General features: G+C 58.9%; 12 protein-coding genes. 6 read left to right on the top strand and 6 right to left on the bottom strand.

What is annotated here, in order from left to right; all coding sequences use genetic code 11:
* The first annotated feature begins 381 nt into the window (after nucleotides 1–381).
* Nucleotides 382–855, top strand: a complete 474-nt coding sequence (locus tag AD670_RS29230) for a glycine zipper domain-containing protein (protein ID WP_053140314.1) — start codon at nucleotides 382–384, stop codon at nucleotides 853–855.
* Nucleotides 856–999: 144 nt separating this feature from the next.
* Here AD670_RS29230 and AD670_RS29225 read toward each other — a convergent pair whose 3' ends face one another.
* The 3 genes from AD670_RS29225 to AD670_RS29215 all read right to left on the bottom strand — a co-directional run bounded on the left by AD670_RS29225 (nucleotide 1,000) and on the right by AD670_RS29215 (nucleotide 4,786).
* Nucleotides 1,000–1,431 carry a thioesterase family protein gene (locus AD670_RS29225; protein ID WP_053140311.1) on the bottom strand — a complete coding sequence of 144 codons (432 nt, stop codon included), beginning with the start codon at nucleotides 1,429–1,431 and terminating at the stop codon, nucleotides 1,000–1,002.
* A gap of 23 nt (nucleotides 1,432–1,454) precedes the next feature.
* Nucleotides 1,455–3,392: an ATP-dependent DNA helicase RecQ gene (locus tag AD670_RS29220; protein ID WP_053140308.1), complete on the bottom strand. Its 1,938-nt coding sequence runs from the start codon at nucleotides 3,390–3,392 to the stop codon at nucleotides 1,455–1,457.
* A 218-nt stretch (nucleotides 3,393–3,610) separates the two neighbouring features.
* A complete protein-coding gene (locus AD670_RS29215; protein WP_053140305.1) occupies nucleotides 3,611–4,786 on the bottom strand; it encodes a tetratricopeptide repeat protein in 1,176 nt (391 codons plus the stop codon).
* Between the two features lie 176 nt (nucleotides 4,787–4,962).
* Here AD670_RS29215 and AD670_RS31290 point away from each other — a divergent pair, with 176 nt between their 5' ends.
* From AD670_RS31290 to AD670_RS29200, 4 genes are all read left to right on the top strand, one after another.
* Complete coding sequence (locus tag AD670_RS31290; RefSeq protein WP_003236014.1) at nucleotides 4,963–5,133, top strand: YhfG family protein; 171 nt, start codon at nucleotides 4,963–4,965, stop codon at nucleotides 5,131–5,133.
* Nucleotides 5,133–5,732, top strand: coding sequence for a putative adenosine monophosphate-protein transferase Fic (locus AD670_RS29210; protein WP_053140302.1), 600 nt, complete (start codon nucleotides 5,133–5,135; stop codon nucleotides 5,730–5,732). The genes AD670_RS31290 and AD670_RS29210 overlap by 1 nt, the downstream gene beginning before the upstream one ends.
* A 774-nt stretch (nucleotides 5,733–6,506) precedes the next feature.
* Nucleotides 6,507–6,863 (top strand): DUF1493 family protein, encoded by a 357-nt coding sequence (locus AD670_RS29205; RefSeq protein ID WP_053140383.1) that lies wholly within the window; start codon nucleotides 6,507–6,509, stop codon nucleotides 6,861–6,863.
* Between the two features lie 185 nt (nucleotides 6,864–7,048).
* On the top strand, nucleotides 7,049–7,900 hold the full coding sequence (locus tag AD670_RS29200; RefSeq protein ID WP_053140299.1) for a DMT family transporter: 852 nt from the start codon (nucleotides 7,049–7,051) through the stop codon (nucleotides 7,898–7,900).
* 57 nt (nucleotides 7,901–7,957) lie between these two features.
* On the opposite strand, the gene AD670_RS29195 is transcribed toward AD670_RS29200, so the two are convergent.
* On the bottom strand, nucleotides 7,958–9,499 hold the full coding sequence (locus AD670_RS29195) for a phosphoenolpyruvate carboxykinase (protein ID WP_053140296.1): 1,542 nt from the start codon (nucleotides 9,497–9,499) through the stop codon (nucleotides 7,958–7,960).
* 179 nt (nucleotides 9,500–9,678) lie between these two features.
* A complete protein-coding gene (gene hslO / locus AD670_RS29190; protein ID WP_053140294.1) occupies nucleotides 9,679–10,581 on the bottom strand; it encodes an Hsp33 family molecular chaperone HslO in 903 nt (300 codons plus the stop codon).
* A gap of 125 nt (nucleotides 10,582–10,706) precedes the next feature.
* Here hslO and AD670_RS29185 point away from each other — a divergent pair, with 125 nt between their 5' ends.
* Nucleotides 10,707–11,510 carry a phosphatase PAP2 family protein gene (locus AD670_RS29185; protein WP_053140291.1) on the top strand — a complete coding sequence of 268 codons (804 nt, stop codon included), beginning with the start codon at nucleotides 10,707–10,709 and terminating at the stop codon, nucleotides 11,508–11,510.
* Nucleotides 11,511–11,667: 157 nt separating this feature from the next.
* Here AD670_RS29185 and AD670_RS29180 read toward each other — a convergent pair whose 3' ends face one another.
* Nucleotides 11,668–12,075 (bottom strand): RNA-binding S4 domain-containing protein, encoded by a 408-nt coding sequence (locus AD670_RS29180; RefSeq protein ID WP_053140288.1) that lies wholly within the window; start codon nucleotides 12,073–12,075, stop codon nucleotides 11,668–11,670.
* Nucleotides 12,076–12,125 lie beyond the last annotated feature (50 nt).

Below are 12,125 nucleotides of genomic sequence, written 5' to 3'. Positions count from 1 at the left end.
ACCGGGCAGACTGCTTTCATTGTGGCGAGCGGGCTTGCCCCGCGTTGGGCTGCGCAGCAGCCCCAAAACCTGACGCCGCGATTTGCCTGACACGCCGGGGCGGCCCTAATAGGACTGCTTCGCAGCCCAACGCGGGGCAAGCCCGCTCGCCACAGAAAAGCTGCAAAGCTGATTGTCGTAAAAATCCGGGCACAAAAAAGGCCGCTTTTGCATAAAAGCGGCCGTTCCGAAGTAGCTAAAGACTCGCAAAAACCACTTAAGTTCCGGAGTTAAAACAGTAACTTAGAGAATTGTGTACAACTCGTGTTACTGGTCGGATTTCTATTGTAACCATGTCGATACAGCCTCAGGATCGCGCCGTCATCCTCTTGAGGTCTCTCTATGAAGTTCTCCTCGATTCTCTTGTTGTCCCTTGGCCTGGTCAGTGGCGCAGCCATGGCCGGTGGCACCACCGAAGCCGGTGTGGGCGGCGCATTGGGCGGGGTTCTAGGCTCGGTTGTCGGGCAGCAGTTGGGCGGCAATACCGGTTCGACCATCGGCGCAGCCCTCGGTGGCGCAGGTGGTAGCGCGGTCGGCGCCGATAAGCGCAGCCGCGGCGAAGCAGCCATTGGCGGCGCACTGGGCGCAGCCGGCGGCAACGTGGTGGGCCGCAGTGTCGGCGGCAGCACCGGTGCACTGATCGGCTCAGCAGCCGGCGGTGGCGCGGGTGGTGCGCTGGGCAACTACATGGGCAACAAGAGTGATGACGATGATCGTCGTAGTCGTGATAACCGCCGTTATGACCGCGATGACCATCGCGGCCGTGGCCATGCCTACGGGCATCGCAAGAACAAGCATCACTACCGTCACCGCTAAGCGCTAAAAAACAGCGCAAAACCAATGTGGGAGGGGGCTTGCTCCCGATAGCAGAGTGTCAGCCACCCGTGTACTGGCTAACCCACCGCTATCGGGAGCAAGCCCCCTCCCACATTGGGTTCCGTGGTGCCTGCAACGCCGAAGTCAGACCACCAACCGCTGCAACGCCTCGCGCAACATCCCCGGAATGGTCACCGGCTGGTTCGTCCCCCGATCCACGAACACATGCACAAAGCGCCCCGCCGCACAGGCTTCCTCTTCGCCTGCCTTGAATACAGCCAACTCGTACTGCACTGAGCTGTTACCCAACTTGCCGACTCGCAGGCCGATTTCCAGGCGGTCGGGAAAGGCAATAGACGCGAAGTAATCGCACGCCGAACTCACCACGAACCCCACCACTTCACCGTCATGAATGTCCAACCCACCCTGTTCGATCAGGTAGGTATTCACCGCCGTGTCGAAGAAGCTGTAGTAGGTGACATTGTTCACATGGCCGTACACATCGTTGTCGTGCCAGCGCGTGGTGATTGGCTGGAAGTGCCGGTAATCGGCGCGTTGTGGCATTGAGTCAGGCATGGGCACGTCTCATGAAAGTAGGGTTACAGGTCATTCAAATGGACTTGGGCCCACTCACGCACATCGGCGTAGGGATAGTCCTCCAGCGCAGCAAAACCGGGAATCCCCCGCGCCTTCAACTTGGTAAACAACGGCACGCTGATACCGCCCAGGAAACGTGTCAGCCGCTCAGCGCCCGGCAATTGGCCGGTGTGCTCATGATGCCTGTGGATAAAATCACCGCACAGCCCCATGAAGTTTTTATCCACAAGCGGCGGCAGGCTCGGCGGCGCCGGCAAATGCGCGACATGGCCGTGGCACACAGAACAGTGCCCGCAGCGCTGCGGTGCATTTTCATCGCCGAAGTACTCGGCCAGCCGCTGCCCCAGGCAATGCTTGGTAGCGAACAGATCAAGCATGGCGTGAATCCGCGCCACCTCCGTCACCTCGTGCTGCTTGAAGCCTGTGTATAACTCGACGCTCAACACCTGTGGATCAAAATCGGTATCCAGCAGGCTGTAGACCTCGGTCATCTGCTTGCTTTCCAACTCGATCAGGCCTTGCTCCTGGAAGTAATCCAGGGCCTTCACCACCCGGCTGCGCTCGGCATTGTGTTGCTGGTAAAGCGCGTCGAAATCCACGGTCGCCCAGGTTTTTGCGCGCTTGCACACCTGGATGATCGCCGCGACAAACTGTTGGCGCTCGCCGGAAAAACGCGCCAGCAAGGCCTCGGGCTCGACCAGGTACTTGAAGCGATACTCGGCATAAAATGCATAGCGCGGCGCAATCACGCCCTTGAGCTCCAATTGCACCAGCAGTGTCTTCAGTGGCAGTTCACGGATGTTGCTGTGGTCCGACAGCGACCTCAGCAGGAACTCCCACTGCCCCTCACTGCGCGCCGACTGTAGTTCCTCCAGCACACGGCGGATACCGTCCTGCTCCGGCGTATCGCCATACACGAAGTTTTCCAGCACATTGAGGCTGTCGCGGTTGGCCAGCACGAGGCAGTCCGAGGGCTGCCCATCACGCCCCGCACGCCCGATTTCCTGGCTGTAGTTCTCGATGGATTTAGGCAGGTCAAAATGCACCACATTGCGGATGTCACTCTTGTCGATGCCCATGCCGAACGCGATGGTGGCGACGATGCAATTGGAGCGCCCACCCATGAAGCGCTGCTGGATGCCCTCACGCCTGTCGTGGGGCAAGCCGGCGTGGTACGCCTCGGCCTGGATGCCGTTGCGGTTCAGATGCTCGGCAATCTGCTCGGCGGTTTTCTGCAAGGTGACGTAGACGATGCTGGGCTGGTTGGCCCGCTCGCTCATCCACTGCACCAGGCGACGACGTTTGTCCGCACCGGCGACCGGCTCCACCAACAGGTTAAGGTTGGGCCGGTAGAAGCCCGTGGTGACCACGTCGTCCGGCGCAATGGCGAACTTGGCCTGCATGTCGGCAATCACCTTGGGCGTGGCCGTAGCCGTCAGCAGCAGCGCTTGTGGGATCTTGAACTGACGCTGGTAGTCCGGCAGCTTCAAATAGTCCGGACGGAAGTTGTGGCCCCACTCGGAAATACAGTGCGCCTCATCCACCACCAGCAGCGAGATCTGCACACTTTGCAGAAAGTTGCGAAAGCGCTCGTTCTTCAAACGCTCCACGGAAATCATCAGGATTTTCAACTCGCCCGAACGCGCACGGGCCATCACGTCATTGGCCTCCTCGCGGCTTTGCGCCGAATCGATACTGCCCGCCGAAATACCGTGGCGTTGCAGGAAGCCCAATTGGTCCTGCATCAACGCCAACAATGGCGACACCACCAACGTCAGGTGCGGCAGCAGCACCGCCGACAGCTGATAACACAGGGACTTGCCCGACCCCGTAGGAAAAATGGCCGCAGCCGAACGACCAGCCAGTACGGCGCTGACCGTTTCTTCCTGGCCCAAACGAAACTGTGGATAACCAAAGACCTGCTGGAGGGTGTCGTGCATAGGCTGTCACTCCATTGACCGCTGAAGGTGGCTTAAAAACGTAGCCCAGTAAGCTCAGCGAATCGAGAAAGGTCGCATGGAAAAAAGAGACAGGATGATACACAGGGTGCAGCAATGGCCTTGGGCCAAATTCGACTGTGGCTATAGGAACACTGCAAACCAAATGTGGGAGGGGGGCTTGCCCCCCTCCCACATTTCAGAACTGCACTACAGCTGAATCAGCGATTCTGCACGCGCTCAATCGCCGTGTCATACACCGGGTTGGCCTTCTGTTCCTTGGCCAACTGGTAGTGACGCAACGCATCCGGGAACTGCCCCGCCGCTTCGTAGATCCGCGCAATGTTGTAGTAGGCACCTGCACGCACGGTGGCAGCATTGGCGCCGGTGGCGAGGGCGATAGCCTTGCGGTTGGCCCAGATCGACTCGGCAGTGTTACCGGCTTTCTGATACGCCAGGCCGAGGTTGCCGTAGGCCTTGCCGAAGCCATTGTCCAACTCGATAGCCTGGCGGAACAGGTCGATGGCCTGGTCCAGCTTGCCGGCCTGGTAGGCCGCTTCACCCTGCAGGTTCAGACGCTTCGCATCGGATTGTACGGAAGAGCTGACGGTGACTGCGGTGACCGCGACGCTGTCATCCAGCAGCGGTTTGACTTCGTTGAGTACATTCGCCGCATTCACGGTCACGCCACTGAAGGTGTTGATGTCCTGGAAGTCGCCGCTGCCGGTCATGCGGAACACCGTCCACAGGTTACCGCTGCGGTTCTTGGGCACGTAGTAAGTACGCACCAGCGATTGGCCCATGTACACGAACACCTTGGCTTCGCTGTCGGACAACTGGCGCGAGCCTGGGTTGCCGCCATTGCTGTAGTCGTGCACGGCATAGACGTAGCTTTCGCCGTAGTGTTTTTTCTGCAGGGTGATGGTTTCCGGACCGTAGCTGTCAGTGTCATCCACATCCAACTCGGCGTCGGTACCCTTCTGGTTCTCGAAGTAGATGTTATTGCCGGGGAAGATCATGTGGGAGTCGAGGTCACTCGGCGTCTTGCCCCAGGTCAGCACCACACGCAGGCCGTCGAGGTTTTCCATCACCGGGCTGATGGCGTAGGTCATGCCCGCGCATGGGCACTTCACCACCAGGTTGGAGTAGCCAGGTTTCTTGATGATCAGCAGGTTGCTCGCATCATCGGCGGCTTCACTGGTCAGCGTCACCTGGCCCTGGGCGTTGGTGCGGCCCACCACGTTCTGTGCGCCGTTACGTTGCAGCAGCACTTCGGCATCAGCGATTTTCTGGTCCTTGACCACCGCACTGAGCACTTCGATCGGCAACTGCCCGGCCTGGACCGAAAAAGCCACCGCACACAATGACATCGCCGAAGCAACACGCAGCAAACCCATGCTCAACTCCCTTTAAGTAGCGGGCGGAAATCGCCCTACAAGATTTTGCGGTGAAACATACGCTGAATTCCGGGTGTCGGCGGATTTTTTATACAGAATGTGACGTGGTTTTTATCCCGCCTTCCCGTTGAAGCATTGCGCTACAATCAAACCTTGCTACCCAGGAGTACGCTGCGATGAGCGAACTGACGTTTGAGCAAAAACAGGATCATTACCACAAGATCCGCCGTTCCAATTACCTGGCCAGCCTGCGCCTGGAAGGGTTCGACACCCAACCGGCCGACGTCGACAAACCCCTGCCGACACGCGAAGCCGTGCTTGCCAAGTACCGCAACACCCCACGCTGATGCTCGACAAATACGGGGTGGGCCAGGATCCGTACTGCTATCCCGGTAGCAGCGTCCTGCGCAACCGCCTCGATTTGCTCGACGAAGCCCGCCTGCACCAAGCGGAGCGGGAATTATCCGAAATCGCCGTAGGCAGCCTCCCGCTCTTCCCCCCGCCCTACGACCTCGAACGCCTGCAACACATCCACCGCACGCTGTTTGGTGACATCTACGACTGGGCCGGTGAGTTGCGCAGCGTGAACATCCAGAAAGGCGACACCCTGTTCTGCACCCCGGAGCGCATCCCACCAGAAGCCGCGAAGATCGTCCGGCAGATGGCCGAGGCAAACTGGTTTGTCGGCGCCAGCCAAACCGAGTTGGTGAGCAAGATTGCCGAAGCCTATGGCGACCTCAACGTCATCCACCCTTTCCGCGAGGGCAACGGCCGGGCGCAGCGGATTTTGTTTGAACAGATCATCGTCAACGCGGGTTTTTCAGTGAACTGGTGGCTGGTCAAACACGCGGCATGGATACCGGCGAATATTGACGCGGTGGCGTGTGATTATCGGGGGCTGGAGGCGATTTTTGAGCGGTGTATCAGCAGGCCTGTAGGAGAGTGATCGCTCCTCACGCTCTGCGTGGGAATGCTCTGAAGGCCAGGCACACAGCTGACCCTGTGGGCGCTGGCTAGCCTGCAATGGCGGAGCATCAGGCGACATTTTCATACCTGCCCCACCGTCATTGCGGGCAAGCCCGGCTCCCATATTTGGCCAGTTTTACCTGTTGCATCGCTGCCAAGCCACAAATGCCGGAAACGTTTGTAGGAAACCTCCAAACACCGCGACATCCCCTTCCCAAACTGCTCCAAACACCCGCTTAACCCTCTACAGAAGTTACCCGTAGCTGAATGAAAATAGCGCGGTCTCAACTTTCTCGGCAGAAACCTGTGAACATCGAAAGGACTCAACACATCAGCCACTATGGCGTCATCTTCACGGTGATTCGCTTCACTGTTGTACCTGACAATCGGCATGCTTTGGCCAATCTATGCCTGCTTGAAGCAAAAACGGTGGCGCGGTCAACACTCTCAATGCATGTCTACTCGGACGAGTCTTAGTGACATGGCCCTTTACCTTCAATCCGCTTCCTTTCTCATTCTCTATTTGGTGCTGCACTACCAAATCACAGACCCGATGCTCAGAAAGCACTTCGCAGTCACATGCCTCACAACAGGCCTTATTTTGACGTGCCTACTACCCTATGTAGCGGTGATCCTCAGAATGCCCCTCCTACCTGTCTTTGTATTCTTGATAGGCTTGGCGCTCTTCATCACTCGAAACCAATACCGCCTCCAACGCAACCAGCCCCTTCACCCACTCCTGCGTGCCCCCACCATGAACCTCGCCGCCAACGTCCCCGAAGACCCCGTCATGCAGCAACTCCTGCAATTGCTGCACGAAGAAATCGGCCTGCCGAAACACAAAACCATCCGCCTGCAAACCTCACTCAATTTCGACCTGGGCTGTGACGGCAGTGAGGCCAAGCAACTCATGGAAGCGCTGGAGCAGGAATTCGCCCTCGACCTCGGCGACTACGACACTTATCGTTACTTCAACCCACCGGTCTTTGACGTGTTCCTCAAACGCCGCGGCAAGGGGCATGGCGACAAGGTCCCGCTGACCATCGGCATGCTCTACCTGGCCATCAAGACCCACAGCTGGGACACCCAAACGCTGGAGAACCTCAGTTGAGCGAACACTGGCCCGAGGCACACCGCAGACCCCATGTGGGAGGGGTCTTGCCCCCGATATCGGTATATCAGCCAGTCGATCGATGACTGACACCCGGCTATAGCGAGCAAGCCCCTCCCCCATTGGATCTAAGCTAACCTGGCAAGCCGCGCTCAAAACAACAAGGACCTTACATGGACGTAACAATGGGCCTGCTGGCCGCCCTGCTCTGGGGTGGTACGGATTTCCTCGTGGGTCTCAACGCCCGGGCCGTGGGCGTCAAGCGCGCGGTGTACTTCGGCCAGGCCCTCGGCTTCGTGATCATGACCCTGCTGCTGATCATCTTCCCCGCCTTGCTCTTCAAATCCCTGAACGCCTCGATGAGCGTCTGGCTGCTGGGCATTGCCGCCGCACTGTTCACCGTCTCCGGCGCCCTTGCCCTGTCCAAGGCCTTCGCCCTGGGCAAAGCCGCCATCGTGGCGCCGCTGGTGACGTCCTACGGCGTCGTCACCACCCTGCTGTCCTGGGCCAGCGGCGAACACATCAGCCTGATCCAACTCAGCTGCATCGCCCTGTGCGTCATCGGCGTGATCCTTTCCAGCATCCACAGGGACAATGGCATCCCGCACAACAGCTCAAACCGCTCGATCGCCTACGCGATGCTTGCCGCGTTGCTATACGGCACCAGTTTCTGGCTACAAGGTCGCTACACACTGCCTGCGCTGGGGCCGATCACCATGCTTTGGCTCGGCTACCTGGTAGGGCTGTGCGTGCTGGTGGTGATGGTGCTGAAGATCAAGGACGGTCTGAAGATTCCGCCGCTGAAAAACTGCGCCACGCTGACAGGGGCAAGCCTGATGAACCTGGGTGGATTTTCGGCGTTTTCGTGGGGAGCGATGTCGGGGTCGGTGTCGGTGGTGACGGTGATCAGTACGTTATCAGGCGCGATTGCGGCGATCTTGGGGTTTGTGTTTTTCAAGGAGCGGTTGTCGGCGGTGCAAGTGCTGGGGGTTGTGCTGGTGCTGTTCGGGGCGGTGGTCCTGCATATCGTCGACTAACCGTTCACGCACAAAAAAGCCGCCCACTAGGGGCGGCTTTTTAACAGCTTGCGAATCTTACAACTTCGGACCCGCAGCCTTGATCGCATCGCTCACTTCAAACTTCTTGAAGTTCTCGATGAACAGACCAGCCAGCGCCTTCGCTGCTTCATCGTAAGCGGCCTTGTCAGCCCAGGTGTTACGTGGGTTCAACAGGCCGGTCTCAACGCCCGGTACGGCCAATGGCACGTCGAGGTTGATGGTGTCGAGGTGTTCGGTTTCTGCACCGATCAACGCGCCGCTCTGGATCGCTGCGATCACGCCGCGAGTGGTCGGGATGTTGAAGCGCTTGCCGACGCCGTAGCCGCCGCCGGTCCAGCCGGTGTTGACCAGGTAGACCTTGGAGCCGAACCCGCGGATGCGCTTGATCAAAAGCTCAGCGTATTCGCCAGCCGGGCGTGGGAAGAACGGCGCGCCGAAGCAGGTGGAGAAGGTCGACTTGATGCCGCTGCCCGAACCCATTTCGGTCGAACCCACCAGTGCGGTGTAGCCAGACAGGAAGTGGTAGGCCGCTTGTTCTTCGCTGAGGATGGACACTGGCGGCAGTACGCCGGTCAGGTCGCAGGTCAGGAAGATCACCGCGTTTGGCTCGCCGCCCAGGTTCTTCTCGGAACGCTTGGCAACGTGCTCCAGCGGGTAGGCCGCGCGGCTGTTCTGGGTCAGGCTGACATCGGCATAGTCAGCGTGCTTGGCGTCGTCGATGACGACGTTTTCCAGCACGGCGCCGTGCTTGATGGCTTTCCAGATAACCGGCTCGTTCTTCTCGGACAGGTCGATGCACTTGGCATAGCAACCGCCTTCGATGTTGAACACCACGCCTTCGCCCCAGCCGTGTTCGTCGTCACCAATCAGGTAACGGCTTTCGTCGGCGGACAGGGTGGTCTTGCCGGTGCCGGACAGACCGAAGAACAGGGTCACGTCGCCTGCTTCGCCAATGTTGGCGGCGCAGTGCATCGGCAGTACGTCGGAAGCCGGCAGCAGGTAGTTCTGCACCGAGAACATGGCTTTCTTCATTTCACCGGCGTAGCGCATGCCGGCGATCAGCACTTTTTTCTGGGCGAAGTTGAGGATCACGCAACCGTCGGAGTTGGTGCCGTCACGCTCAGGCACGCACTCGAAGTTGGCTACGTTGAGCACTTGCCACTCGTCACGACCGGCCGGGTTGTACTGGGCCGGGTTGATGAACAGGCAACGACCGAACAGGTTCTGCCAGGCAGTCTGGGTGGTCATTTTCACGGCCAGGTAGTGGTCTTCGGCAGCCCCTACGTGAACGTGGGAAACGAAATGCTCTTGCGCGTTGTTGAACGCCTCGACGCGTGCCCACAGGGCATCGAACTTGTCGGCCGGGAACTTGCGGTTGATCGGGCCCCAGGCAATGGAATCCTGGGTAGAAGGCTCTTCAACGATGAAACGGTCGACTGGCGAACGGCCGGTACGGTGACCGGTTTCTACGACCAGCGCACCGGTATCGGCAAGCACGCCTTCACCGCGCTGCAGGGCTTCTTTGACCAGATCGTCAACACTCAGATCGGTGTATACGGCGTTATTGGCTTGCGTCATGAGGTTCCCCGTCGGCCTATGGCCGAGTGCTCCAAACGTTTTGTAGTAGAAAGTTGCGCACTACTACCGCGAAAAAAGTGGGCCGGATTATGCCAGAAAAGCCCAAAAAAAGTAGGGCCCTCCCGTCAGAACACCTCTAATCCGACATTTGTCAGGTGATTTACCTGTGCTTAAACGTTTTAGTGGCGGGTGTCAGAAGGCGTGTCGATACCTGCACCAGCGAACAATTGCGCTACATCGGCAGCGTCGAACAGGTAGCGCTCGTTGCAGAACTGGCAGTCGATCTCGATATTTCCACCGTGTTCCACCACCAGATTCTGCGCATCTTCCAGGCCCAGGCTGACCAGGGCGTTACCCGAACGCTCGCGGGAGCAGCTGCAGTGGAAGTGCAGGGTTTGCGCATCGAACAGGCGCACGGGGTCTTCGTGGTACAGGCGGTGCAGGATGGTTTCGTTGTCCAGGCCCAGCAGCTCTTCGGCTTTCAAGGTATCGGCCAAGGCAATGCAGTGCCGCCAGCTTTCAGCACGATCTTCGTCTTCCTTGATACGGTCGGCCGGCAGTTGTTGCAGCAACATGCCACGGGCGCGCTTGCCGTCAGCGTTGAGCCAGAACTTGGTGCCCACTTGCTGGGACATCACGAAATAGTTGGTGAAGCATTCCGACAGCGTTTTGCCGTCGAGGTCGACGATGCCCTGGTAACGCTGGCCTACGGTCGGGTCGACAGTGAGCGCCAGGACGCCGTTGGGCATCAGCTCGGCCAGGGTGGCGTCCGGGGCAATCTGGTCGGCTTCATAACGGGCCAGGCCACGGATTTCGCGCTCGCTGGAGCACTCGATCATCAGCAGCGGAATCGGCCCTTCGGAACGGGCCTGCAGGATCAGCAAACCGTCGAACTTCATGGTGCCCACCAGCAACGCTGCGGCTGCCATCAGCTCACCGAGCAGTTGCGCGACCGGCTCCGGATAGGGGTGCTTGGCGAGGACTTCGGCGTAGCTGCGCTCCAACGACACCATTTCGCCGCGGGCGTCGCTCTCGTCGAAGATGAAGCGTTGGGTGAAGTCGGTATCCGGTAGATCAGTCATAGGTCTGGGTATCTGAATTGATGACAAATTGATTACAAGGTTTATAAAATTAAACGCTTTAGCACCAATTTGGTGCGGCTTTCTCCTGGAAACAGAGAGCTGAATAGAGCGAAGAGGGACAGTTTATGAACAATCCGGGTTTGTTCCAAGCCAAGTGGAACCTCCGGCAATGGGCACTTTGCAATCTACTCGCTATCGGGTTGCTGTGTTTTTGGCTGTGGCCCACGGGCCAGATGATGTGTGTGCTTTTCGACGAGTGGCTGTTTCATCTGCTCAATGATCCGCTGGCGAGCAGCTCAACGTGGCTGCATGTATGGGCCGTAGCCAGTTTGCGGCCTTTTGATGCAGTGGTCGGAGTAATTCTGCTGATGCTACTGATTCGTGGCGACTGGGTCTTCAAGGCCGTGCAGGTACGCCAGGCACTGTTAGGTTTTGTCGGCATTTTGTTGCTGTTGTTGTTTATCCGCATGCTGTTTTCCAAACTCGCGGCGCAGATGGGCTGGCAGCACAGCAGCCCGTCGATGGTAATCGCCGGGGCGATCCAGATGAGTGACTATTTCCCCGGGCTGGAGAAGACCTGGGAGCTGAAGGACCGCTCAAGCCAAAGCTTCCCAGGGGATCATGCTTCGGTGCTGTTGATCTGGGGGATGTTCATGACGGTGTTCGCCAAGCGCATCGGCCAGGTGCTGGTGATCTGGGGCCTGGCGCTGTTGTTTATGATGCCGCGGCTGGTGGCGGGTGCCCATTGGGGGCAGGACGATTACATCGGCGGTGTGCTGCTGGCGCTGTTGGCGTTGGGCTGGGGGTATTACACGCCGTTTGCGGCGAAGGTGTCGGGGGTGTTGCTGCGGGTGACAGCCCCGGTATTCAGGCTGTTTGAGCGGGTGCCGCTGATTGATCGACTTAGCGTCGTAAGGGCAGCGGACTGACCTGTGGCGAGCGGGCTTGCCCCGCGTTGGGCTGCGAAGCGGCCCTAAAACCAACCACCTCGATGTGCCTGAAAAAATGTGGAGGGTCTGGATAGGGCTGCTGCGCAGCCCAACGCGGGGCAAGCCCGCTCGCCACAAAGATCAGCTCGTGTGAGCGCTAGTCATCATTGCCACTGCCGCGAAACTTGAACAGGTCGCGGCGCTGCTTCTTGCTCGGCTTGCCATCGGTGGTCATGCCGGTAGCACCCGCCTTGCGCATGGCCGCAGCGTTTTCGCGCTTGGCGATGCTCGCTTCAGTCTCTGTGTACAGCGTCTGCGCCTCAGGTGCACCACGACGCACAACGGAAAGCGCCTGGACCACCACGGTCTTTTCATCAAAACCGATGCGAATCTGCAACTCATCACCGACGCGTGGCTCTTTGCCCGGCTTGCAGCGCTCGCCGCGATGATGCACTTTGCCACTCTCAATCGCGGCTTTGGCCAAGGCACGGGTTTTAAAGAAACGCGCCGCCCACAGCCACTTGTCCAGACGGACCTTTTCTTCCTCTTCCTGCTTCTGAGCCACTTGAATTCCTCGCTCTGAAAAATGTCGCAACTTTACCGTTGAAACCCTTC

The sequence above is a fragment of the Pseudomonas sp. MIACH genome (genome assembly GCF_001269925.1).
Lineage (GTDB): Bacteria > Pseudomonadota > Gammaproteobacteria > Pseudomonadales > Pseudomonadaceae > Aquipseudomonas.
Note: the sequence above shows the minus strand (reverse complement) of the source record. Positions and strands in the feature narration are given on the sequence as shown.

Bases quoted from the DNA above. Each gene is read 5' to 3' on its own strand.
- AD670_RS29215 (WP_053140305.1), bottom strand. From the start codon at position 4,786: ATGGGTTTGCTGCGTGTTGCTTCGGCGATGTCATTGTGTGCGGTGGCT.
- AD670_RS29220 (WP_053140308.1), bottom strand. From the start codon at position 3,392: ATGCACGACACCCTCCAGCAGGTCTTTGGTTATCCACAGTTTCGTTTG.
- hslO (WP_053140294.1), bottom strand. From the start codon at position 10,581: ATGACTGATCTACCGGATACCGACTTCACCCAACGCTTCATCTTCGAC.
- AD670_RS29210 (WP_053140302.1), top strand. From the start codon at position 5,133: ATGCTCGACAAATACGGGGTGGGCCAGGATCCGTACTGCTATCCCGGT.
- AD670_RS29195 (WP_053140296.1), bottom strand. From the start codon at position 9,499: ATGACGCAAGCCAATAACGCCGTATACACCGATCTGAGTGTTGACGAT.
- AD670_RS29225 (WP_053140311.1), bottom strand. From the start codon at position 1,431: ATGCCTGACTCAATGCCACAACGCGCCGATTACCGGCACTTCCAGCCA.
- AD670_RS29200 (WP_053140299.1), top strand. From the start codon at position 7,049: ATGGGCCTGCTGGCCGCCCTGCTCTGGGGTGGTACGGATTTCCTCGTG.
- AD670_RS29205 (WP_053140383.1), top strand. From the start codon at position 6,507: ATGAACCTCGCCGCCAACGTCCCCGAAGACCCCGTCATGCAGCAACTC.
- AD670_RS29185 (WP_053140291.1), top strand. From the start codon at position 10,707: ATGAACAATCCGGGTTTGTTCCAAGCCAAGTGGAACCTCCGGCAATGG.
- AD670_RS31290 (WP_003236014.1), top strand. From the start codon at position 4,963: ATGAGCGAACTGACGTTTGAGCAAAAACAGGATCATTACCACAAGATC.
- AD670_RS29230 (WP_053140314.1), top strand. From the start codon at position 382: ATGAAGTTCTCCTCGATTCTCTTGTTGTCCCTTGGCCTGGTCAGTGGC.